This is a genomic window from Streptomyces sp. NPDC051041 (genome assembly GCF_044456065.1).
GTDB classification, from domain to species: Bacteria; Actinomycetota; Actinomycetes; order Streptomycetales; family Streptomycetaceae; genus Streptomyces; species Streptomyces glaucus.
Window position 1 is genome coordinate 148,893 of sequence record NZ_JBITFM010000010.1, and the last position, 22,688, is coordinate 171,580.

19 protein-coding genes and 1 tRNA gene are annotated in these 22,688 nt (G+C 74.6%); 15 read left to right on the forward strand and 5 right to left on the reverse strand.

Annotated features, from left to right (window positions below):
* Nucleotides 1-19 precede the first annotated feature (19 nt).
* The gene (locus tag ACIBAI_RS18165; protein WP_399035348.1) at nucleotides 20-898 is read right to left on the reverse strand and encodes a deoxyribose-phosphate aldolase; all 879 of its coding nucleotides are present in this window, start codon (nucleotides 896-898) and stop codon (nucleotides 20-22) included.
* 181 nt (nucleotides 899-1,079) lie between these two features.
* Nucleotides 1,080-2,036, reverse strand: a complete 957-nt coding sequence (gene iolC, locus ACIBAI_RS18170) for a 5-dehydro-2-deoxygluconokinase (protein WP_399035350.1) — start codon at nucleotides 2,034-2,036, stop codon at nucleotides 1,080-1,082.
* Nucleotides 2,037-2,344: 308 nt separating this feature from the next.
* Here iolC and ACIBAI_RS18175 point away from each other — a divergent pair, with 308 nt between their 5' ends.
* From ACIBAI_RS18175 to ACIBAI_RS18195, 5 genes are read left to right on the forward strand one after another with little or no spacing between them, the layout of a single operon-like run.
* Nucleotides 2,345-3,358 carry a sugar ABC transporter substrate-binding protein gene (locus tag ACIBAI_RS18175; protein ID WP_399035352.1) on the forward strand — a complete coding sequence of 338 codons (1,014 nt, stop codon included), beginning with the start codon at nucleotides 2,345-2,347 and terminating at the stop codon, nucleotides 3,356-3,358.
* Nucleotides 3,355-4,434 (forward strand): ABC transporter permease, encoded by a 1,080-nt coding sequence (locus ACIBAI_RS18180; protein ID WP_399035354.1) that lies wholly within the window; start codon nucleotides 3,355-3,357, stop codon nucleotides 4,432-4,434. The genes ACIBAI_RS18175 and ACIBAI_RS18180 overlap by 4 nt, the downstream gene beginning before the upstream one ends.
* 5 nt (nucleotides 4,435-4,439) lie before the next feature.
* The gene (locus tag ACIBAI_RS18185) at nucleotides 4,440-5,342 is read left to right on the forward strand and encodes an ATP-binding cassette domain-containing protein (RefSeq protein WP_399035357.1); all 903 of its coding nucleotides are present in this window, start codon (nucleotides 4,440-4,442) and stop codon (nucleotides 5,340-5,342) included.
* Nucleotide 5,343: 1 nt separating this feature from the next.
* Complete coding sequence (locus ACIBAI_RS18190) at nucleotides 5,344-6,246, forward strand: sugar phosphate isomerase/epimerase family protein (protein WP_399035359.1); 903 nt, start codon at nucleotides 5,344-5,346, stop codon at nucleotides 6,244-6,246.
* 19 nt (nucleotides 6,247-6,265) lie between these two features.
* Nucleotides 6,266-7,294: a Gfo/Idh/MocA family protein gene (locus tag ACIBAI_RS18195; protein WP_399035362.1), complete on the forward strand. Its 1,029-nt coding sequence runs from the start codon at nucleotides 6,266-6,268 to the stop codon at nucleotides 7,292-7,294.
* A 106-nt stretch (nucleotides 7,295-7,400) separates the two neighbouring features.
* Here ACIBAI_RS18195 and ACIBAI_RS18200 read toward each other — a convergent pair whose 3' ends face one another.
* Complete coding sequence (locus tag ACIBAI_RS18200; protein WP_399035364.1) at nucleotides 7,401-8,564, reverse strand: Gfo/Idh/MocA family protein; 1,164 nt, start codon at nucleotides 8,562-8,564, stop codon at nucleotides 7,401-7,403.
* 298 nt (nucleotides 8,565-8,862) lie between these two features.
* Here ACIBAI_RS18200 and ACIBAI_RS18205 point away from each other — a divergent pair, with 298 nt between their 5' ends.
* The 9 genes from ACIBAI_RS18205 (at nucleotide 8,863) to ACIBAI_RS18245 (ending at nucleotide 16,607) form a co-directional block, all read left to right on the forward strand.
* Nucleotides 8,863-9,513, forward strand: a complete 651-nt coding sequence (locus ACIBAI_RS18205) for a GntR family transcriptional regulator (RefSeq protein ID WP_399035366.1) — start codon at nucleotides 8,863-8,865, stop codon at nucleotides 9,511-9,513.
* Between the two features lie 169 nt (nucleotides 9,514-9,682).
* On the forward strand, nucleotides 9,683-10,432 hold the full coding sequence (locus tag ACIBAI_RS18210) for a PIG-L deacetylase family protein (protein ID WP_399035369.1): 750 nt from the start codon (nucleotides 9,683-9,685) through the stop codon (nucleotides 10,430-10,432).
* Nucleotides 10,429-11,139, forward strand: a complete 711-nt coding sequence (locus ACIBAI_RS18215; RefSeq protein ID WP_399035371.1) for a 4-carboxy-4-hydroxy-2-oxoadipate aldolase/oxaloacetate decarboxylase — start codon at nucleotides 10,429-10,431, stop codon at nucleotides 11,137-11,139. The genes ACIBAI_RS18210 and ACIBAI_RS18215 overlap by 4 nt, the downstream gene beginning before the upstream one ends.
* Complete coding sequence (locus ACIBAI_RS18220; RefSeq protein WP_399035373.1) at nucleotides 11,136-12,224, forward strand: 4-oxalomesaconate tautomerase; 1,089 nt, start codon at nucleotides 11,136-11,138, stop codon at nucleotides 12,222-12,224. Before ACIBAI_RS18215 ends, ACIBAI_RS18220 begins: the two co-directional genes overlap by 4 nt.
* Nucleotides 12,225-12,237: 13 nt before the next feature.
* Nucleotides 12,238-13,188: a catechol 2,3-dioxygenase gene (locus ACIBAI_RS18225; protein WP_399035375.1), complete on the forward strand. Its 951-nt coding sequence runs from the start codon at nucleotides 12,238-12,240 to the stop codon at nucleotides 13,186-13,188.
* Nucleotides 13,189-13,420: 232 nt separating this feature from the next.
* Nucleotides 13,421-14,746, forward strand: coding sequence for an MFS transporter (locus ACIBAI_RS18230; RefSeq protein ID WP_399035376.1), 1,326 nt, complete (start codon nucleotides 13,421-13,423; stop codon nucleotides 14,744-14,746).
* 356 nt (nucleotides 14,747-15,102) lie between these two features.
* Nucleotides 15,103-15,176, forward strand: a tRNA-Pro gene (locus ACIBAI_RS18235).
* A 324-nt stretch (nucleotides 15,177-15,500) separates the two neighbouring features.
* Nucleotides 15,501-15,623 (forward strand): putative leader peptide, encoded by a 123-nt coding sequence (locus tag ACIBAI_RS18240; RefSeq protein ID WP_399035377.1) that lies wholly within the window; start codon nucleotides 15,501-15,503, stop codon nucleotides 15,621-15,623.
* Nucleotides 15,624-15,743: 120 nt separating this feature from the next.
* Nucleotides 15,744-16,607: a glutathione S-transferase C-terminal domain-containing protein gene (locus ACIBAI_RS18245; protein WP_399035379.1), complete on the forward strand. Its 864-nt coding sequence runs from the start codon at nucleotides 15,744-15,746 to the stop codon at nucleotides 16,605-16,607.
* A gap of 357 nt (nucleotides 16,608-16,964) precedes the next feature.
* On the opposite strand, the gene ACIBAI_RS18250 is transcribed toward ACIBAI_RS18245, so the two are convergent.
* Entirely contained in the window at nucleotides 16,965-18,050 is a 1,086-nt protein-coding gene (locus ACIBAI_RS18250) for a M12 family metallopeptidase (RefSeq protein WP_399035380.1), read from the reverse strand.
* A gap of 78 nt (nucleotides 18,051-18,128) precedes the next feature.
* Between ACIBAI_RS18250 and ACIBAI_RS18255 the strand changes: the two genes are divergently transcribed.
* On the forward strand, nucleotides 18,129-19,952 hold the full coding sequence (locus ACIBAI_RS18255; RefSeq protein WP_399035383.1) for a LuxR C-terminal-related transcriptional regulator: 1,824 nt from the start codon (nucleotides 18,129-18,131) through the stop codon (nucleotides 19,950-19,952).
* 41 nt (nucleotides 19,953-19,993) lie between these two features.
* Here ACIBAI_RS18255 and ACIBAI_RS18260 read toward each other — a convergent pair whose 3' ends face one another.
* A complete protein-coding gene (locus ACIBAI_RS18260; RefSeq protein ID WP_399035385.1) occupies nucleotides 19,994-22,600 on the reverse strand; it encodes a CHAT domain-containing protein in 2,607 nt (868 codons plus the stop codon).
* Nucleotides 22,601-22,688: the final 88 nt, after the last annotated feature.

Here is a 22,688-nt window from a genome sequence, read left to right on the forward strand (position 1 = left end):
GCCACGACGGCTTCGGCGGTCACAGCAGGCCGACCGCCGTGTCCACCGCCTGCTCCACGCTGCCCTCCGCCGGATAGAGCAGCGAACGGCCCACCACCAGCCCCTGCACGGTGGGCAGGCGCAGCGCCTTGCGCCAGCGCTCGTACGTGCCCTCCTGGTCGGCGCCGACCTCGCCGCCGAGCAGCACGGCCGGCAGCGTGGAGGTCCGCAGGACCTCGGCCATGTCGTCCGGGTCGTCGGTGACGGGCAGTTTCAGCCAGGTGTAGGCGGAGGTGCCGCCCAGACCCGAGGCGATGGCGATGGAGCGGGTGACGGCCTCGGCGGACAGGTCGTTGCGGACCCCGCCCCCGACCCGGCGGCAGAGGAACGGCTCGACGAACACGGGCAGCCGGCGCGCGGCCATCTCGTCGATGACGCGGGCGGCGGACTCCAGCGTGGCGAGCGACCCCGGGTCGTCGTAGTCGATGCGCAGCAGCAGCTTGCCGGCGTCGAAGCGGAGCCGGTCGAGGTCCTGGGCGCGGTGGCCGGTGAAGCGGTCGTCCATCTCGAAGGCGGCGCCCGCCAGTCCGCCCCGGTTCATGGAGCCCAGGACGACCTTGCCGTCCAGCGCCCCGAGCAGCAGCAGGTCCTCCAGGATGTCCGCGGTGGCGAGCACCCCGTCCACGCCGGGCCGGGACAGCGCGGTGCAGACACGTTCCAGCAGGTCCGCCCGGTCGGCCATGGCGAGTCGGTGGCCGCCGACGCCGAGGGCGCCGCGCGCCGGGTGGTCGGCGGCCACGATCATCAGCCGGCCGCTGTCGCCGATCAGCGGGCGGCGCGTCCGGCGGGCGGCGGCCTCGGCGATCGCCTCGGGACGCCGGGCCCTGACCGCGGTGAGGTCGGGGATGCTGAGGTTCAAGACGGGCTCCGTTCGGGGTGGCTGCGGTCGGCAGCCGCGGGAGGAGGGCGCCGGGCCGGGGTGCGGGTCGCCGGCGGGAGGGAGGCGCCGGCCGGGTCCGGCGGCGGTCGCCGGGCCGGGGCGTGGTGGCGGGGCCGCCGGCCCGGGCACCGGGCGTCCGCCACGGGCTCCGGTCCGGACGTCAGCCGCGCGCGAGCAGGGCCTCGATCTCGGATCCGGCCGGCATCGCGGCGGAGCAGGCGAGGCGGGCGGCGACCAGGGCACCGGCCGCGTTGGCGTACCGCATGGTCCTCGTCAGGTCCCAGCCGGCCAGCAGGCCGTGGCAGAGGGAGCCGCCGAACGCGTCGCCCGCGCCGAGGCCGTTGACGACCTCGACCGGCACCGGCGGCACCTCGGCCGTCGTCCCGTCGCGGTGCACGGCGAGCACGCCCTTCGGGCCCTGCTTGACGACGGCCAGCTCCACGCCCGCCGCCAGCAGGGCCTCGGCGCAGGCGCGGGGCTCGCGGACGCCGGTGGCGATCTCGCACTCGTCGAGGTTGCCGACCGCGACGGTGGCGTGGCGCAGGGCCTCGCGGTAGTGCGGGCGGGCCCGGCCGGGGTCCGCCCAGAACACGGGGCGCCAGTCGAGGTCGAAGACGGTGGTGCCCGCCCCGTCCCGGGCCGCGAGCGCGGCGAGGGTGGCCGAGCGGCTGGGCTCCTCGCTCAGCCCCGTGCCGGTGATCCAGAAGATCCGGGCCGCGCGGATCGCGGCCAGGTCCAGCTCGTCGGTACGGATCTCCAGGTCGGGGGCCTTGGGGCGGCGGTAGAAGTACAGCGGGAAGTCGTCCGGCGGGAAGATCTCGCAGAACGTGACCGGCGTCGGGTACGCCGCGACCGGCGTGACCCAGCGGTCGTCCACCCCGAACTCCTTCAGCGCCTCGTGCAGATAGGCGCCGAAGGGATCGTCGCCGGTGCGCGTGATCACCGCGGTGGAGCGGCCGAGGCGGGCGGCCGCGACCGCCACGTTGGCGGCCGAGCCGCCGAGGAACTTGCCGAACGTCTCCACCCGGGACAGGGGTACGCCCGTTTGCAGGGGGTAGAGGTCGACTCCGATGCGACCCATGGTCACGAGGTCGAAATACCGGGCTGACTCGGCCATGCGATGCTCCTCGCGCTGCTGGGGGTGCGGATCCCGGAGCCCCCTGCGACCGTGGGGGGCGCGGGCCCGGGGGCCCGCCGCCTCCCAGGTGTAGGACGCGGAGGGCGACGCTGTCAATAGTTTGTACTTACATTCGGACCTGCTTGTGAAATGATGTCTTGACAAAGTATTGACAGCGGGCGCGGCAAGGGCTTGGATCCCGTCCCAGCGCAACAGCCGTTCCGGCGGCACCCGACCCGGAGCCACCGGGTCCCGAGGATCCCCGCGATCCCCGCCCTTCCCTGGTCGCACAGTGAGGTGCAGGAAAGATGGACCGCTCTTCCCACTCGCGCAGATTCGCCCCCGCCGCGGCCCTCGCCGCGGCCGCGGCCCTGACCCTCGCGGGCTGTTCCAGCAGCTCCGGCGGGAAGAAGGCCGAGGAGGGAGAGCCGGGTGCCTCCGCGGGCAAGGCCGGCACCCCCCGCATGACGGTCGCCCTGGTCACCCACCAGGCGCCCGGCGACACCTTCTGGGACATCGTCCGCAAGGGCGCCGAGGCCGCCGCCGCCAAGGACAACGTCGAACTCGTCTACTCCGCCGACCCGAGCGCGGGCAACCAGGCCAACCTGGTGCAGAACGCGATCGACCAGAAGGTCGACGGCATCGCGGTGACCCTCGCCAAGCCGGACGCGCTCAAGGGCGTCATCGGCAGGGCCGAGCAGGCCGGCATACCCGTCGTCGGCCTCAACTCCGGCCTGGACGACTGGAAGGACCTCGGCCTGCTGGAGTTCTTCGGGCAGGACGAGAGCGTGGCGGGCGAGGCGTTCGGCAGGAAGCTGAACGAGGTCGGCGCGGAGAAGGCCGTCTGCGTGATCCACGAACAGGGCAACGTGGGCCTGACCCAGCGCTGCGACGGAGTGAGGAAGACCTTCGAGGGGTCGATCGAGAACCTCTACGTCAACGGCACCGACATGCCGTCCGTGCAGTCGACCGTCACCGCCAAGCTGAAGCAGGACGGCTCCATCGACCACGTCGTCACGCTCGGCGCCCCCTTCGCGCTGACCGCGGCGCAGTCGGTGGACGACGCCGGCAGCGAGGCGAGGATCGCCACCTTCGACCTCAACGAGGACCTGACGAGGGCGATCCAGGACGGCTCCGTCGAGTTCGCCGTCGACCAGCAGCCCTACCTGCAGGGCTACCTGGCCGTCGACTCCCTGTGGCTCTACGAGAACAACGGCAACTACAGCGGCGGCGGCGAGCAGCCGGTGCTGACCGGCCCGGCCTTCGTCGACGAGTCCAACGTCGAGCAGGTCGCCGAGTTCGCCGCGAAGGGCACCCGGTGACGGGCACGACCCGGCCGGCCGCGCCGACGGCGGGCGCACCGCCCGCCCCCGGCCCCGGGGAGACCGACGGGCGGACCAGGCCGCGCCCCCCGGCGCTCCGGATGCTCGCCCGCCCGGAGGTGGGCGTCTTCCTCGGGGCCGTCGCCGTGCTCGTGTTCTTCCTCGTCACCGCGGAGCCGGTGCGCGACGGCAGCTCGATGGCGAACATCCTGTACCAGTCGTCCACCATCGGGATCATGGCGCTGCCGGTGGCGCTGCTGATGATCGGCGGCGAGTTCGACCTGTCGTCCGGCGTCGCCGTGATCACCTCGGCGCTGACCGCGAGCATGCTCAGCTACCAGCTCACCCTGAACGTGTGGACGGGCGTGCTCGTCGCCCTGGCGCTGTCGCTGGCGGTCGGCGCGTTCAACGGCTGGCTGCTGGTGAGGACCGGCCTGCCCAGCTTCCTGGTCACCCTGGGCACCTTCCTGATCCTGCAGGGCGTGAACCTGGCGGTGACCAAGCTGGTCACCGACAACGTCGCCACCGACGACATCAGCGACATGGACGGCTTCTCCCAGGCCAAGGCGGTCTTCGCCTCGTCCTTCGAGGCCGGCGGCGTCCAGGTGAAGATCACCGTGGTGTGGTGGCTGGTCTTCGCCGCCCTGGCCACCTGGGTGCTGCTGCGCACCAAGTACGGCAACTGGGTCTTCGCCGTCGGCGGCGACCAGGACTCCGCGCGGGCCGTCGGCGTGCCGGTGACCTTCACCAAGATCTCGCTGTTCATGCTGGTCGGGTTCGGCGCCTGGTTCGTCGGCATGCACAACCTGTTCTCCTTCAACACCGTGCAGTCCGGCGAGGGCGTGGGCCAGGAACTGATCTACATCGCCGCCGCGGTGATCGGCGGCTGCCTGCTCACCGGCGGCCACGGCTCCGCCGTCGGACCGGTCTTCGGCGCGTTCATGTTCGGCATGGTGCAGCAGGGCATCGTCTACGCCGGCTGGAACCCCGACTGGTTCAAGGCCTTCCTCGGCGTCATGCTGCTCGGCGCCGTCCTGATCAATCTGTGGGTCCGGCGCACGGCGACCCGGAGGTGAACGCCATGACCAGCACCACCCGCGGGGCCGCCCTCCCCGGCCCCGCCCCCGGCGGGGACCGGCCCCTGGCCGAACTCCGCAAGGCGGGCAAGTCCTACGGCAACATCCGCGCCCTGCACGGCGTCGACCTCGCCGTCCACCCCGGCAGGGTCACCTGTGTGCTCGGCGACAACGGCGCCGGCAAGTCCACCCTCATCAAGATCATCTCCGGGCTGCACCAGCACACCGAGGGCGAGTTCCTCGTCGACGGCGAGCCCGTGCGCTTCACCACCCCGCGCGAGGCCCTGGACCGCGGCATCGCCGCCGTCTACCAGGACCTGGCCACCGTCCCGCTCATGCCGGTGTGGCGCAACTTCTTCCTCGGCTCGGAGCTGACCCGCGGCCCCTGGCCCCTGCGCCGCCTGGACATCGCCCGCATGAAGAGGACCGCGGACGAGGAACTGCGCGCCATGGGCGTCGTCCTGGACGACCTGGAACAGCCCGTCGGCACCCTGTCCGGCGGCCAGCGCCAGTGCGTGGCGATCGCCCGCGCGGTCCACTTCGGCGCCCGCGTCCTCATCCTGGACGAGCCCACCGCCGCCCTCGGCGTGAAGCAGTCCGGCGTGGTGCTGAAGTACATCGCCGCCGCCCGCGACCGCGGCCTCGGCGTCGTCTTCATCACCCACAACCCCCACCACGCCTACCTGGTCGGCGACCACTTCAGCGTGCTGCGCCTGGGCACCCTGGAGCTGTCCGCCGACCGCGGCGAGGTCGGCCTCGAGGAGCTGACCGACCACATGGCCGGCGGCGCCGAACTCACCGCCCTCGAGCACGAGCTGGCGCAGGTGCGCGGCGTCGGCGCGGCGGAGCCCTCCGAGGAGAGGGACCGCCAGGCCCCCGTAACGGCATCTCCGGAAGGGAACTCCTGACATGGCCCCCGCGCTCGACCGCATCCGGATCGGCTCCGCCCCCGACTCCTGGGGCGTGTGGTTCCCCGACGACCCCCGGCAGGTTCCCTGGGAACGCTTCCTCGACGAGGTCGCCGAGGCCGGCTACACGTGGATCGAACTCGGCCCGTACGGCTACCTCCCGACCGATCCGGCCCGGCTCACCGACGAGGTGACCAGGCGGAACCTGAAGGTCTCCGCGGGCACCGTCTTCACCGGCCTGCACCGCGGCCCGGCCGTGTGGGACGCCACCTGGGAACACGTCGGCCGGGTCGCCGCCCTCACCCGGGCCGTGGGCGCCGGGCACCTCGTCGTCATCCCCTCCTTCTGGCGCGACGACAGGACCGCCGAGATCCTGGAGCCGCCGGAGCTCACCGGCGAGCAGTGGGCGCACCTGACCAAGGGCATGGAACGGCTCGGCCACGAGGTGAAGGAGACGTACGGCCTGGACATCGTGGTCCACCCGCACGCCGACACCCACATCGACACCGAGGAGCACGTCGAGCGCTTCCTCGACTCCACCGACTCCGACCTGGTCAACCTCTGCCTGGACACCGGGCACTACGCCTACTGCGGCGGCGACAGCGTCAAGCTGATCGAGACCTACGGCGAACGCATCGGCTACCTGCACCTCAAGCAGGTCGACCCGGAGATCCTCGCCGAGGTCCGGGCGGGCCAGGTGCCGTTCGGGCCGGCCGTGCGGCGCGGCGTGATGTGCGAACCGCCGTCCGGCGTGCCGGAGCTGGAGCCGGTCCTGCGGGCCGCGCAGAACCTGGGCGTGGAGCTGTTCGCGATCGTCGAGCAGGACATGTACCCCTGCGAGCCGGACAGGCCGCTGCCCATCGCGGTCCGCACCCGCGACTTCCTGCGCTCCTGCGGCGCCTGACGACCCGGAAAGGACGACCATGGCCGAGCGTGCCCCGCACGCGCCCCTCGGTGTCGCGGTCATCGGCGCCGGCCGCATGGGCGCCGACCACGTACGCCGTATCGACCGGGTGATCAGCGGCGCGCGGGTGACCGCGGTCGTGGACGTCGACGCGGAGCGCGCCAAGGCCGTCGCGGCCCGCGTCGACGGCTGCACGGCGTACACCGACCCGGTCGCCGCGATGGCGGCGGCCGACGTCGACGCCGCGCTCGTCGCCTCCCCGGGCCCGGCCCACGAGGCCGCGCTGCTCGCCGCCTTCGAGCGCGACCTGCCCGTGCTGTGCGAGAAGCCGCTCACCCCCGACGCGGCCTCCGCGCTGCGCGTCCTCGAAGCCGAACAGGCACTCGGCCACCGCCGCGTCCAGGTCGGCTTCATGCGCCGCTACGACCCCGAGTACGCCAGGCTCGAGGCCCTGCTGCGGACCGGACAGCTGGGCCGTCCGCTGATGCTGCACAACCGGCACCGCAACGTGGCCAGCCCGCCCTTCTTCACCAGCGCCATGCTCATCAGCGACTCCGTGGCGCACGAGGCGGACGCCACCCGCTGGCTGCTCGGCCAGGAGATCACGGCGGTCACGGTGCTGCGCCCGGCCCCGTCCGCGAACGCGCCGGACGCCCTCCAGGACCCGCAGTTCGTGGTCTTCGAGACCGACGGCGGCGCGCTCAGCGACGTGGAGATCTTCGTCAACTGCGGCTTCGGCTACCAGGTGCAGGCCGAGGCGGTCTGCGAGCGCGGCACCGCCCGCATCGGCGACGGCCACGCCCTGGTCACGAACACGGCCGGCCACTGGGGCGGCACCATCGCCCAGGACTGGACCGAGCGCTTCGAGGAGGCGTACGACCGCGAGGTGCAGGCCTGGGTCGACGCCGCGCGCCGCGGCGGGACCACCGGCCCCAGCGCCTGGGACGGCTACGCGGCCGCCGCGGTCTGCGAGGCGGGCGTGACGGCGCTGCGGGAGGGCGGCCGGGTGGCGGTCGAGCTGGTGGAGAAGCCGGCCCTGTACCGCTGAACGGACCGGCCCGCCCAGCGGCACCGGACCGGCCGGGGCGTGCCCGGCGCCCCGTGACGCCGCGCGCGACGGCCCCCCGGCGCGGACCGATCCCGGCCGGCCGGCGTCACGCGTCCGCGTCCACCGCGACCCAGGCGCCGTCGCGCGCGGACCGGCTCATCGCGTCCAGGACGGCGGCGCTGTGCACGGCGTCCGGCAGCGTCGCGCCGTACGGGGCGCCCTCGGCGACGGAGCGCAGGAAGCGGTAGGCCTCGATGACCTTCAGGTCGTCGTAGCCCATGGCGTTGGCGGCGCCCGGCTGGAAGGCGGCGAACTCGCCGTGGCCCGGGCCGACGTACACCGTGCTGACCGGCTGGTCCTGGTAGGCCGTGCCGCGGCTGACCGCCAGCTCGTTCATGCGGCGGAAGTCCCAGAACACCGCGCCCGTGGTGCCGTGCACCTCGAAGCCGTAGTTGTTCTGCTCGCCGACCGAGACCCGGCAGGCCTCCAGGACGCCGCGCGCGCCGGAGGCGAAGCGCAGCAGGCAGGAGACGTAGTCCTCGTTCTCGACCGGGCCCGGCTCGCCGCCGGTGGCGCGGCCGTGCCCGGCCGTGGCGCCGGCCGGGCGGGCCCGCTCCGGCAGGAAGATCGCCGTGTCGGCGGTCAGGGACGCGATGTCGCCGAGCAGGAACCGGGCCAGGTCGGCGCCGTGCGAGGCCAGGTCGCCGAGCACCCCGCTGCCGCCGCGCTCCCGCTCGTACCGCCAGGTCAGGGCGGACTCGGGGTGGGCGGCGTAGTCGCTGAACAGACGGATGCGGACGTGGGTGACGGCGCCGATCTCGCCGGCGGCGATCAGGTCGCGGGCGGCCTCGACGGCGGGCGCGTTGCGGTAGTTGAAGCCGACCGCGCCCTGGACGCCGGCCCCGGCGACCGCGTCGGCCACCGCGCGGGCGTCCTCGGCGGTCAGGCCGACCGGCTTCTCGATCCAGATGTGCTTGCCGGCCTCGGCCATCGCCACGCCGATCTCGCGGTGCAGGAAGTTCGGGGCGGTGATGCTGACCGCCCGCACCCGCGGGTCGGCGGCCACCTCGCGCCAGTCCCGGGTCGTCGTGGCGAACCCGAACCGCGCGGCGGCCTCCTCGGCCCGGCCCGGCACCTCCTCGGCGACCGTGACGAGTTCCGGGCGCAGGGGCAGCCGCGGATAGTGGTGCGTCACGCGCGCGTACGCCTGGGTGTGCACCCGGCCCATCCAGCCGAAACCGACGACGGCGACGCCGAGCGTGTCCACCATGGGTGCCCTTCTTCCGGCCCGTTCCCGTACCTGTCCGGCTCACCCTGGGCGCCGGTGATCGAGGGTGTCAAGGCTGCGACGGCCGCCCTGGTGACGCGGCGTCCCGGGAGCGCGCCGCCTTGTGGACACGGCGCTCCGGGAGCGCGCCGTTCCCGGGACGCCGGCCGTCCCGGCGCGTACGGCCGGGACGGCGGGTCCCCTGCGGCCCATTCATGCAGCCAATACGGCAAACAAAATTGTTGACAATCTTGTCTGGCTAGATTTAGGTTCGACAGGCACTCATTCAGGGAGGGCAACGATGCCGACACAAGCCCGTCCGAGCACCGGGGAGCAGGCCAGGCAGCACGCGCTCGCGCAGCTGCGGCAGGCGATCCTGCGCGGCGAGATGGCGCCGGCACAACGGCTGGTGGAGAACGAGCTCGCCGAGCAGTTCGGTGTGACCCGGGCCAGCATCCGGGCGGCGCTGATCGATCTGGAGGCCCAGGGCCTGGTCGAGCGGATCCGCAACCGCGGTTCGCGGGTGCGGGTGGTGACCGTGGAGGAAGCGGTCGCCATCACGGAGTGCCGCATGGTCCTCGAAGGGCTGTGCGCGGCGAAGGCGGCCGTCGCGGCCAGCGACGAGCAGCTGGCCGAACTCACCGAGCTGGGCACGGCGATGGCCAAGGCCGTGGCCGACGGCGAGCCGCTGACCTACTCCGAGCTCAACCACGACCTGCACACCCGGATCCGGGAGTTCTCCGGCCAGCGGACGGCCCTGGAACTGCTGGAGCGGCTCAACGCCCAACTGGTGCGCCACCGCTTCCAGCTGGCGCTCCGGCCGGGACGCCCCCAGCAGTCCCTGAACGAGCACCTGGCCATGATCGAGGCGATCGAGGCCAGGGACCCGCAGGCGGCCGAGGCGGCCGTCCGCGCCCACCTCACCAGCGTGATCGAGGCGCTGCGCGACTGAGCCGCGCGAGGCGGGCGCACACCTGTCCACCACGGCGAGCGAGCCGACGGGGCGCGTCCCCGCCGGGAGCACGAGCGTGCGGGCCCCGCGGGGCCGGGCGCGCCCCGCGTTCCCGGCGCGGTGCGCGGCGCCCCGGAGGCGCACCGCCCCCGAAGGAGAGATTCGAGCAATGACGCACGGCAACGCGCCCGCCACCCCACGGTCCACACTCGTCGTCACCGCGCACGCGGGGGACTTCGTGTGGCGCGCGGGCGGCGCCATCGCCCTGGCCGCGTCCCGCGGGGAGAAGGTCACCATCGCGTGCCTGACCTTCGGCGAGCGCGGCGAGTCCGCCAAGGCCTGGCGCGAGGGGAGGAAGCTGGAGGAGATCAAGGCGCTCCGCCGGGAGGAGGCGGAGCGGGCCGCCGCCACGCTCGGCGCCGAGGTCCGCTTCTTCGACGCCGGCGACTACCCGCTGACCCCCACCCCCGAACTGACCGACCAGCTCGTCGCGGTCTACCGGGACACCCAGCCGGACGTCGTGCTCACCCACCCCGCCGAGGACCCGTACAACGGCGACCACCCGGCCGCCAACCGCATGGCGCTTCAGGCCCGCGTCCTCGCCCAGGCCATCGGCTACCCCGGTCCCGGCGAGATCATCGGCGCCCCGCCGGTGTTCTACTTCGAGCCGCACCAGCCCGAGATGAGCGGCTTCCGGCCCGAGGTCCTCCTCGACATCACCGAGGTGTGGGAGACCAAGCGCAAGGCGATGGAGTGCCTCGGCGCCCAGCAGCACCTGTGGGACTACTACACCGACCTGGCCGTGCGCCGCGGCGTCCAGCTCAAGCGGAACGCCGGCCCCAACCTGGGCCTGCCGCACAGGACCATGGCCGAGGCCTACATGCGTCCCTACCCGCAGGTCGCGAAGGAGCTGGCGTGAGCGGCGTGATCGTCACCAACCCCCCGAAGGCGGACCTGAAGGACGTCGACGCGCTCGCCGGACACGGCGTGGCCACCGTGCACGAGGCGATGGGCCGCACCGGCCTGCTCGGCCCCGGCATCCGCCCGATCCAGCAGGGCGTCCGGGTCGCCGGCACCGCGGTCACGGTGCTCAGCCGGCCCGGCGACAACCTGATGATCCACGCCGCCGTCGAGCAGTGCGGCGAGGGCGACGTCCTGGTCGTCACCACCACCTCGCCCTCCACCGACGGCATGTTCGGCGAGCTGTTCGCCACCGCCCTCAAGCGGCGGGGCGTGCGCGGACTGGTCATCAACGCCGGCGTCCGGGACACCGCCGAACTGCGCGGGATGGGCTTCCCGGCCTGGTCCGCGGCGGTGTCCGCGCAGGGCACGGTGAAGGCGACCGGCGGCTCGGTCAACGTGCGGGTCGCGATCGACGGCCAGGTGATCCACCCCGGCGACGTGATCCTGGCCGACGACGACGGCGTGGTCGTCGTCCCCCGCGAGCGCGCCCGGGAGGCCGTCGAGGCGTCCGAGGCCCGCGAGCGCAAGGAGGCCGCCTCCCGCGCCGCCTTCCTCGACGGCCAGCTCGGCCTGGACCGCTACGGGCTGCGCGAGAAGCTCGCCCGGCTCGGCGTGGTGTACCGGGCGTACGATGCCGGTGCGGGCGTGGGGGAGGGCTCGTGAGCGGGCCCGAGGGGGTGCGCTGCATGCTCCTGCGCGGCGGCACCTCCAAGGGCGCCTATTTCCTGGCCGAGGACCTGCCCGCCGACCCCGCCGCCCGCGACGAGCTGCTGCTGCGGATCATGGGCAGTCCCGACCCGCGCCAGATCGACGGCCTGGGCGGGGCGCACCCCCTGACCAGCAAGGTGGCCGTGGTCTCCGCCTCGGCCGACCCCGGGGCGGACGTCGACTACCTGTTCCTGCAGGTGGTCGTCGACCGACCCGAGGTGACGGACCGTCAGAACTGCGGGAACATCCTGGCCGGGGTCGGCCCGTTCGCCGTGGAGCGCGGTCTCGTCCCCGCCGGCGGCGACGAGACCGCGGTGCGGATCCGGATGCTCAACACCGGGGAGCCGGCCGTCGCCCGCTTCCCCACCCCCGGCGGGCGCGTGGCGTACACCGGCGACGCCGAGATCTCGGGGGTGCCGGGCGCCGCCGCGCCGGTCGTCATCGAGTTCCCGCAGGGCGGCGGCCCGCTGCTGCCCACCGGCAACGTCCGCGACACCGTCGCCGGCGCCGAGGTGACCTGCGTGGACAACGGGATGCCGACCGTGCTCGTCCCCGCCTGCGCGCTGAGGGTCACCGGCTACGAGTCCCCCCGGGACCTGGAGGAGGACGCCGCCCTCACCGACCGCCTGAGGGAGATCCGGCTGGCGGCCGGACGCCTGATGGGCCTCGGCGACGTCGAGAGCGCCACCGTCCCCAAGCTCACCCTGCTCGCGCCGCCCCGGCACGGCGGCGCGGTCACCACCCGCACCTTCATCCCGGTGCGCTGCCACACCTCCATCGGCGTCCTGGGCGCCGCGAGCGTGGCGGCGGGACTGCGCCTGCCGGGCGGGGTGGGGGAGGGCGTCGCGGAGCTTCCGGAGCGAGGCGACCGGATCCGCATCGAGCACCCCACCGGGTTCCTGGACATCGACACCGACGTCGACACCGGCGGCTTTGCCCCGGTGGTCCGCCGCACCGCCGTGGTCCGCACCGCACGCAAGATCTTCGACGGCACCGTCTTTCCCCGGTCCGCCGACACCACCCCCGCACAAGGCCGTTAAGGAGGACCCGAGGATGACTCCGCCCCTTGGGGACATCGCCCACCTCGGGCACGTCGAACTGCTCACCCCCGACCTGGACCGCAGCCTGGAGTTCTTCACCGACTACCTCGGCCTGACGGTCAACGGCGAGCGGGGCGACTCCGTCTACCTGCGCACCTGGGACGACTACGAGCACCACAGCCTGGTCCTCACCGTGCACGAGACCTCCGGCGTCCGCCGCACCGCCCTGCGCGCCTCCAGCGAGGAGGCCCTCCAGCGGCGCGTCGGGGAACTGGAGGCCGCCGGCCACGCGGGCCGCTGGGCGGAGGACGAGCCGGGCATCGGCAAGCTGTACGTCACGGCCGACCCGGACGGCCACGAGCACGCCCTGTACTGGGAGACCGAGTGGTACCGGGCGCCGGACGACCTCAGGCCCGGCCTGAAGAACCAGCCCCAGGCCAAACCCGGCCGCGGGGTCGGCGTACGGCGTCTCGACCACGTCAACTTCCTCGCCGCCGACGTCGCCGCCAACGCCGACTTCCAGCAGCACGTCCTCGGCGCCCGGCCCACCGAGCAGATCCGCATGGACGACGGCAGGATCTCCGCGAAGTGGCTGTCGTTCAACAACAAGTCCTACGACGTCGTCTACACCGAGGACTGGACCGGCTCGCGCGGGCGGCTGCACCACGTCGCGTTCGCCACCGACACCCGCGAGGACATCCTGCGCGCCGCCGACCTCGCCCTGGACACCGGCGTGTTCATCGAGACCGGTCCGCACAAGCACGCCATCCAGCAGACGTTCTTCCTCTACGTCTACGAGCCGGGCGGCAACCGCGTCGAACTGTGCAACCCGCTCACCCGCCTGGTGCTGGCGCCGGACTGGCCGCTGATCACCTGGACCGAGGCCGAGCGGGCCAGGGGCCAGGCCTGGGGGCTGAAGACCATCGAGTCCTTCCACACCCACGGCACGCCGCCGACCGCCTGACCGGCAACCACACCGGGGGTGGGCCGCGCATGTCCTGCGCGGCCCACCCCTTCGTCGTACGACCAGGCCAGCCCGGTGAAGTTGATTGTCGATGAGATTGTTGACAAAAGCGTTGACACTAGCTGGGCGGGTCCTTACCGTCTAGCGCACCACCGGGTCAGCCGCCGGAGCCGCGCACGACCCGCCTCACCGCCCCTTCGGGCAACGCCTCCTGGACGAGAGGAAAACAACGATGTCCTCCTCCCCCGCCCTGCCCGCCCGCGGCAGGGGACTGGCCGCGCTGGTCGTCGTGCTGTGCTGGCTGGCCGTGCTCTTCGACGGCCTCGACATGTTCATCTACGGCTCGGTGCTGCCGCACATGCTGGAGCAGAAGGCCCTCGGGATCACCTCGGCCCAGGCGGGCGACCTGGGCAGCTACGCCACCTTCGGCATGCTGGTCGGCGCGCTGGCCGCGGGGACGGTCGCGGACCGGATCGGCCGCAGGAAGCTGATGGTCGCCTGCGTCACGCTGTTCTCGCTGGCCTCCGGCCTGTGCGCGGTCTCCGGCGGCGTCGCCGTCTTCGGCCTCGGCCGGACCCTCGCCGGCATCGGCCTCGGCGGCCTGCTGCCCACCGCGATCAGCATGGTCTCCGACTACGCCCCGCGCGGCCGGGGCGCCCTCACCATCGGCATGCTGATGACCGCCCACCACGCCGGCGGCATCCTCTCCGCCTACGTGGCCCTGTGGGTCGTCGAGCCGCTCGGCTGGCGGGCCGCCTTCTGGATCTGCGCGGTCCCGCTGCTGTTCGTGCCGGTGCTGCTGAAGTTCCTGCCGGAGTCGCTGGGCTTCCTCCTCGCCAAGGGCCGCACCGAGGAGGCCCGCGCCCTCGCGAGCCGCTACGACGTCGAACTGCCCGCCCCCCGGAGCGACAGGCCGGCCGCCGCCGACCGCTGGACCAGCCTGCTCAGCCTCTTCCGCGGCGGCGAGTGGACCCGGACCCTGCTGTACTGGCCGGCCTCCTTCGGCGGACTGCTCCTCGTCTACGGCGTCGCCACCTGGCTGCCCACCCTGATGCGCAGCGAGGGCTACGAGCTGGGCTCCGCGCTGACCTTCGTCGTCCTGTTCAACCTCGGCGGCATCGTGGGCATGCTGGTCGCCGGCCGCGCCGCCGACCGCTTCGGCGCCCCGCGCATCTCCGCGATCTGGTTCGCGCTGACCGCCGGCGGTGTCTTCCTGCTCAGCGTCCGCATGCCGCTGGCGCTGACCTTCACGGTCGTCTTCCTCACCGGCGTGTTCCTCAACAGCGCCCAGACCATGATCTACGCGACGGTCTCCATCCGCTCCACCCCCGACAGCCGCGCCACCGCCGTCGGCTGGACCTCCGGCATGGGCCGCTTCGGCGCCGTCTTCGGCCCGTGGCTCGGCGGCCGGCTGCTCGCCGCGGACAAGGGGGACTGGGGCTTCACCGCCTTCGCGCTGGCCGGTGTGGCGTCCATGGTCCTCATCGGCGCCGCCTCCCTGCGCTCCGCGCCGAAGGAGCGCGACAGCGCCGGACGATCCCTGGTCGGCGCCCACTGAGCACTCGGCCCGCCCCGGAACACCGAGCCGGCCAGCCGCGGGACAGGCGGTTCCGAGGCGCCGGCCGCCTCGCCGAGCCGCGGGGCGTCCCGGCCGTCGAGGCCGGCTCGGCGGTGCGCGGCGGCCTCCCGCGCGCCCGCCCGCCGCGTACACCGGCCCACGGCAGGCCTGGAAGACCCCCGAGCCGTCGTCCGGCGCCTCGCGCACGGCCCGCTCGGCCACCGTGCGGCCCGCGAACCGGTCCGGCCGCGAGGCCGGCGCCTCCCCGGGCCCCTGGCCGGCGACCGCCCGGGCCGGTCCCGCACATGCGGTAGGGTTGACCTGCGTGATCACGCGGTTCGCCGCGCGACACGCATCGGGACGTGGCGCAGCTTGGTAGCGCACTTGACTGGGGGTCAAGGGGTCGCAGGTTCAAATCCTGTCGTCCCGACTTGTGGAAGCCACAGGTCAGGGCCGGTTCCGGAGACATCCGGAACCGGCCCTTGATCATTCTCGGGGGCCGGGTGGGACCGGCGGCCCGACCGGTGCCGGCGGGCCGTGCGGTCCGGCCCGCCGGAAGCCGGCGTGGGCGAGGGATGAGCCGGGGCGGCGCCGGGGATCCACAGAGGGGGCCAGGAGGTGAGGGACGAGGGCGACGGCCCCCCTGCCGCATCCGTCCTCCCCGGCCGCTCTCCCGCCCGTGGACACCCACTTGACGCCACGCGGGACCGGATCGACACTCCAAAGGGAATCCTAGTGAACGGGTAGGGAAAGCATGGGGCGCCTTGAGCCGGTCACCAGCCGAGCGAGCCGTACGGCTCGGCGCTCGCCGCTGCTGACCTCCCGTCGCCACATCGACCTGCTGCGCGTCTGCAGCGCGATCAGCCCCGCGGGCTGAGTCCGGCCCCGTTCCCGAGCCGACGTCCGCACCCGAGGGTGCCCTTCCGCCGGCGTGCCCGCCCCGGCCCGACGTCGCTTCCGCAGCGCGTGCGTCCACGCGCCCTCACCCGGGAGAACCATGTCCGTCACACCGCTCGCCCCCGTTCCCCCGCACCACGCCGCCCCCGCGTTCCGGGGGCGGATCGGCCGCGATCCGCGCAGCGGGCACTACGCCGTGCCGCGCCGCTACCGGCTCCACCTCACGCCCGCCTGCCCGGACGGGCTGCGCATCGCCGTGGTCCACGGCCTGCTCGGCCTCGGCGGGATCTGTCCGGTCACCGTCCTGGACCCCGTCCCCGACTGTCCCGACGGCGGCCACGCGGCGCTGCGCCCGCTGTACGAGGCGAGCGCGCACCGGTACGCCGGCCCGGCCGCCACGCCTGTCCTCAGCGACGACTGGTCCGGCCGGATCGTCAGCACCCACGCCCCCGACATCATGCGGGACCTCGCCCGGCGCTTCTCCACCGGCGGCCCCGCGCTGTACCCCTGCGGCGCCGAGGCGGAGACCGAGGCCGTGGAGCGACTGTGCGCCGAGGGGATCGACGCGGCGGCGCAGCGCGCCGGGCGGGCCGACGCCGACGCCGCGGAGCGGGCGGCGGCGCTGGAGGAACTGCTCGGCACGCTGCGGGCGCTGGACGAGCGGCTGACCGGCCACCGCTACGTCCTCGGCGACGAACTCACCGCCGCCGACGTCGAGTTGTGGGTCGCCCTGGTGCAGCTCGACACCGTGCACCGCGCCCACCTCGACGCCACCGCGGTGCACCGCGTCGCCGGCCACCCCGCCCTGTGGACCCACGCCCGCCGCCTGACCGGCCATCCCGCCTTCGCCGCGCACCTCGACCTCGACGCCATCGCGCGCCGCCACCGCGCCCGCTGCCGGGGCCTGGAAGCCGCGGGCGCGGCCGTCCAGATCCTCGACTGGACCGCGTACACCGGCCGTTAGGTGTATCGACCACGAGCGTTGTTGACACTGGTGGGTCTTGATCATGGCGAAGACCTCCGCTGTGGTGGAGCTGTCTAGGACTGCACCGCAGGGAGGTCTTCGTGTCCCACCGTAACGTCCGGCCGACCGTGCACGGCAAACTGCGTCCGGCCGGTGCGCCGTCGAGGGCGGCCGGCCGCTGCGGCGGGCCGCGGAACGCGTCCCGGCCGGCCGCACCGCCGCCGCCCGCTACCGGCGGCCGGACGAGGCGGACGTGGCGTGGCCGAGAACGTCACCCTCCCCCGAAGGTGACGTTCTCGGCCGTTCCCCCGGCGCCGGACTGTGGTCCATGCGCCCGTGCGGTGCGGCCTTGCGCTGTCACCAGCACATGACCGCCGTCTCGCCCGACCCCCATGAGGAGTACAGGCGCACACGGACGAAGTAGCGGCGGCCCTTGACGAACCGGGCCCTGATCGTGGCGTTGTCCGGTGTCCCCCCGTCGTCCCGCCCGGCGAGGTAGCGGGGCTCCCCGTCCCGCTCCTCGAAGACCACGACGACGGCGTCGCCGTCGCCGAAGGTGCCCACGGTGTACTCGCGGGTCTCCGGCGGCTCGATCGTGAAGTCGGCCTGCTCGCCCGGTCCGAGGCGCAGCGGCGCCGAGCGGAACGGCACCAGCGCGGGCGGGTGCGGCGAGCCGGTCGGCGGATACCAGCGGAGGACGAACTCCTTGTCGGCGGCGGACAGGGTGCCGGGCGGGCGAAGGCCCGCGCGGTACTGCTCCGGCTCCAGGATCAGCCCCGACGGGAACGGATACTCCATGATCGACTGCGGGTCCCAGACGGAGCCGTTGACCTCGTCCGGGGCGAGCTTGCGCAGGATGTTGAAGAACGTCCGGTCCCGGCTCCAGTGGTTCGGGGGGCCGGCCAGTTCGGCGTACACGGCCTCGTCGTCCCAGTGGATGCCGGCGAGCGGGCTCTGGTGCTCGTGGAGCATCCCCAGCGCGTGCCCGATCTCGTGCAGGGCCGTACCCCGCTCCCCGGGCGCGGTCAGGTCCCACCCGAAGTTCATGGTGCGGTCGTGCGAACCGACCCGGAGCGCGTCCTTGCCCACGGTCGACCAGGAGCCGTCGCCGGACTGGAACCCGATGCGCAGTTCGGCCTCCGAGCGGTCCTCCACCTCGACGAACGACAGACCGATCCCGAGGTCCTGCCACTCCGCGAAGCACTCGCGCACCACGTCCCGCTGTTCCTCGGCGCCGGCCCACGGCACCCAGCGGTTCTGCCCGGTGCCCGGTACGGCGATGACGGAGCCGTCGGTGCCGGCGTCGAAGAAGTAGTAGTGCAGCACGGTGCCGTTGACCCACATCCGCTGCCCGCTCACGAGCGCGCCGAGCCGCTCGGCGGCCAGCCCCGGCGCATGAGCGGGGGCCGACGCCTGCGCGAGCGAGCAGTAGCGTGCGGTCATGGGTCCAAGACTGCCGTCCGGCCCCCGCCGGGGACCTGAGTCGGGGGCTACTCAAATCGCCCTGTATCAGGGGTGAGTATGCGCGCTCCTGTTGTCGTGACGACTTTCGAACGGGACGCGAAGACACTGGAGCTGCCCTGGCCCTTCACCGGGCGGGAGGACGAACGGGAACTGGTCCGCCGGTCCTCGGCCGCCGGACGCCCCGGCCTGGTGGTGACGGGCCCGGCGGGCTGCGGCAAGACCCGCCTCGTCACCGAGGCCGTCCGCGGCGCCGACTGCGTCCGCGCGGCCGGCACCGCCGGGCTGGGGCAGGTCCCCTTCGCCGCGTTCGCGCACCTGCTGCCCGAACGGGTCACCCTGCACCGCGCCGTCCGCCTGCTGTCGGGTGCGCGGCTGCTGCTGGTCGACGACGCCCACCTGCTCGACGACGCCTCGGCCGCCCTGGTCCACCAGCTCGCCGTGCACGGACGCACCCGCCTGCTGGTCGTCGTCACCGACGGCGCCCCCGTACCGGACGCGATCTCCCGGCTGTGGACCGGGGACCTGCTGCCGCGCCTCGCCCTGGAGCCGCTGCCCCCGCAGGAGACGGCCCAGCTGCTCACCGGCCTGGAACCGCTCACCGCCCACCGGTTGCACCGCCTGTGCCGCGGGGACCTGCGGCTGCTGCGCGAACTGGCCGGCGCGGTGCGCGAGCGCGGCCTGCTCACCCCGGTGCCGGACGCGGACGGGCAGGCGTGGCGGGGCCCGCTGCCGCTGACCCCGGCCGTCCGCGACCGCGCCGCCCCCGTCCTCGACCGCGCCCGCCCCGAGGAGCGCGAGATCCTCGACCGCCTCGCCTTCGCCGACCCCCTCCCGCTGCGCCCGGACACCCTCGACCTCGCCGCCCTCGAACGGCTCGAGGCCGACGGCCTGGTCCGCGTCGACGACCTGCCCCGAGAGCCCGGCTCCGCTCGGCCGGGGGGCGCTCCCACCGCCGTCCGCCTCGCCCACCCCCTGTACGGCCCGGCGCTGCGGGCCGCGGCCGGCCGGCTGCGCGCGCGGCGGCTGGCCCGCACGCCGGACCGGTGCGGCCCCGCCCTGGAGGCGGAGGCGGCGGCCCTGGCACGGCGGATCGACCTGGCCGACGTACGGGAGCTGCCGACGCCCGTGGGGGAGTGGCTGGTGGCGGAAGGGGCGCCGGTGCCGGCCGGATACGCGGCCGTGCGCGCCCGGTTCGCACGCCTGCGCGGTGAGCTGCGGGAGGCCGCGGCATGGGCCCGGGAAGGCCTGCGAAGCCGCGCCGACGACGCCCCCTGCCGGGCCGAGCTCGCCCTCGCCGCCGCCCAGTCGGGCGATCCGGCGGCCGCGGGGGAGACCGGGGTGTGGCAGGCCGCCGCGCGCGGCGACATCGGCGGAGCCCTGGAGCGGGTCACCGATCCCTACGACGCCGTCCGCCTCGGCGCCCCCGAGCGGGCCGCCGGCCGGCTCACCGGCGTCTTCGCCGCCCACGCCGACGCCCTCGCCCGCGGTGACGGGCCGGCCCTGGACCGGGTGGCCGAAGAGCTGGAGTCACGCGGTCTGCTGCTGTTCGCCGCCGAGGCGCGCGCCCAGGCCGCCCGCGTCCACCGCGACCCGCGCGCCGCCCGCACCTCCCGCACCCGCGCCGTCGCGCTCGCCCGGCGCTGCCAGGGCGCCCGCACCCCGGCGCTGGCCGGTCCGGCCCTCGGCGAACTCACCGCCCGGCAGCGGCAGATCGTCACCCTCGCCGCCGCCGGCCTGAGCAACCGGCAGATCGCGGAGAAGCTCACCCTCTCCGTCCGTACCGTCGGCAACCACCTGTACAGCGCCTACACCCGCCTCGGCGCAGGCGACCGCGGCGCCCTGCCGTGGCTGGTGGAACCGCCGGCCGCGCAGCCGGCGTAGGCAGGGAGGCACGGGGAGCGGGCCGTCCCGGCGCACCGGGCTCACGCCGCGCCGAACGCCGAGAACGCCCACCCCGTGGCCTGGTGCACCGCGTCCCCCGGCAGCGCGGCCCGCGCGTCGCGCAACGCCTCCGCCAGGGACAGCCCGGCGCCGATCCCCTTGTGCAGCGCGAGCATCAGCGGCACCACCGCGGCGTCGTTGACGGGCGCGCTGCACGCCACCACCCCGGCCGTGCCGAGCGGCAGCAGCGCGGTGACCAGGCCGAGCAGTTCGTCGGCGCCGACCGACGCGAAGCGGGCGGTGTCGCAGCAGGACAGGATGATCCGGTACGGGCTGCGGGCGAGACGTTCGAAGTCGTGCACGATGAGGGGGCCGTCGGCCATCCGCAGCGAGGAGAACAGCGGGCTGTCCGCGCGGAAGACGCCGTGCGCGGCGATGTGCGCCAGCGGGGCCCCGTCCAGCTCCTGCAGCACGCGCGGCACCCGCGCCTCCGCGCCCTCCAGCACGGTCGGCGTGCCGTACCGGTCGGCCAGTTCGGGCACCTCCGCGCCGCCGGTCGCCAGGCCCGGGCCGCGCACCAGCACCGGCCGGACGTCGGGCGGCGGCGCGGTCTCCCGGGCGCGCAGCCAGCTGCTCGCCGACGGCGACACGCTCACCACCCGCTCCCGCAGCGACGGCAGCAGCGCCCACGGCACCCGGTGCAGCCGCCCCGGCGGGACCACCACGACCGGGCCGGACCCCAGGTGCGCGGCGGCCGGGCCGAGCAGCAGCTCCTCCAGGCGCCGGCCCGCCGCCTCCACCACCGGGAGCCGGGCCTGCGCACCGGGATGGGCCAGCCGCCGCAGCCCGGCCTGCACGTACTCGGCCTCCCGCTCCGCCTCCGCCAGCAGCCCGGCCGTGAACCGCCGCACCCGCCCCTGCCCGCACAGCAGCACCTGCACCCGCCCGTCCAGCACGACGAGCTCCACCAGCCGCACCTCGTCGCCCAGCCGCTCCAGCAGCCGCGCCGGGTCGAACCGGTCCCCGCCGCCGGGCGCCTCACCCCGCATGTGCAGGGTCCGGGAGCGGATCTCCCGCTCCAGCCGCCGCTGTTCACGCTCCAGCACCGGGACGGGCCGGCCCTCCCTGCGGGCCTCCTCCGCGCGCGCGGCGATCTCCCGGAACGCCGTCATGCCGCTCAGCAGCGCCGGGTCGGCCGGGGGGCGGGCGGGCGGCGCGGTCAGCACCGTGGCCCGCCAGCGCTCGCTCCACACCAGCAGCCGCCGCGGCCCCCCGGAGACGAGGCTGGCGCGCTGCGCCAGCGCGGCCAGCTCCGCGCCCTGCGCGGTGGCGCGGGCCCGCAGCTCCGAGGCGCCCAGCGTCGTGCGGTGGTCGTCGAGCACGTCCAGACCGCGCCGGCAGGCCTCCAGCACGCCCCGGGCCGACCCCGCGGCCTGCGCCCGCAGCGCCTGCGCCGCCCAGCCCGTCATCCGCGCCAGCGGCGGCCCGCTGTGCCGGCTGCGGGCGGCGACGGCCAGGTGCCGCTCGGCGTCCGCCGTCCAGCCCAGGTCCAGCGCGATCCGGCCCGCGAGCAGCGACGCCTCCGGCGCGGCCGGCGCCCCGAAGGAGGCCAGCTTCCCGGCCACCGCGGCGGCGTCCGCGACCAGCCGCCCCGAGCTGCGCCCCGCGGCGTGCCGCGCCTCGGTCAGCACCAGCCGGGCGTGCGTCTCCCACCAGGTGCGCCGCTGCCCCGCGAACAGCCGTACGGCGACGGCCGCGCGCGCGACGGCGGTCTGCGGGTCGTCCGCGAGCCGGGCGGCCCGCGCGGCGGCCAGCAGCAGCTCCGCCTTGCGGGTGGACTGCCCGCCGATGCGGTCCAGCGCGGCGATCGCCGCGTCCGCCTCGGCCAGCGCCTCCGGGGCGAGTCCCGCGGCCATCAGCACCTCGCAGCGCCGGATGCTCAGCATGAACGTCGGCGTGCCGAGCTTGGCGTAGCGCTCCTCGGCCTCGTCGAGCAGCCGCAGCGCCGCCGGGATGTCGCCGGACCGGAACGCGGCCAGCCCCCGGCTCTCCACGGCGTCGGCCTTGTCGTGCTCCTGGCCGGTGGTGTCCCACAGCGCCTCCGCCGCGGTGAAGTCGGCGTCCGCCCGCTCCACCGCGCCCAGCGCCAGGTGCACGGTCGCCCGCAGTGTCAGCGCCCGCGCCGTCCAGATCACGTCGCCCGCCTGCCGCAGCACGGGGATCGCCCGCCGCACGTCCTCCAGCGCCTGGCGATGGTGGCCGAGCACCCACCAGACGTAGGCCCGCCGGTACAGCACCCGCGCGCGCGTGTGGCCCGTTCCGCGCGCGACGCCCCGCTCGAAGGCCGCGAGGCCCTGCCGGGTGCGCCCGGTGTGCACCAGCGCCACCCCGAGCGTGGCGAGGACGTCCGCCTCCCGGTCGGCCGACTCGGCGCGGGCCGCGAGGGCGCGGGCGCGCCGCAGATGGGTCAGGGCGAGCCGGGTGTCGCCGAAGTCCCGCTGCCAGATGCCGATCACCTGGTGGGCGACGGAGGCGTGCAGCGGCGGGGGATCGGTGTCGAGCACCCCTTCCGCCCTCACCCGCGCCTCGTTGGGGGCGGCGAACACCATCGGCAGCAGTTCGAGAACCGAATCGCTTCCCGCTGTCACCCTCCGGATGGTAGTCCCCGGGAACCACGCCCCACAGGTTCGTGTCTGTATCAATCAGCGATCCGCCGGCTCTGATTGACGACATCGA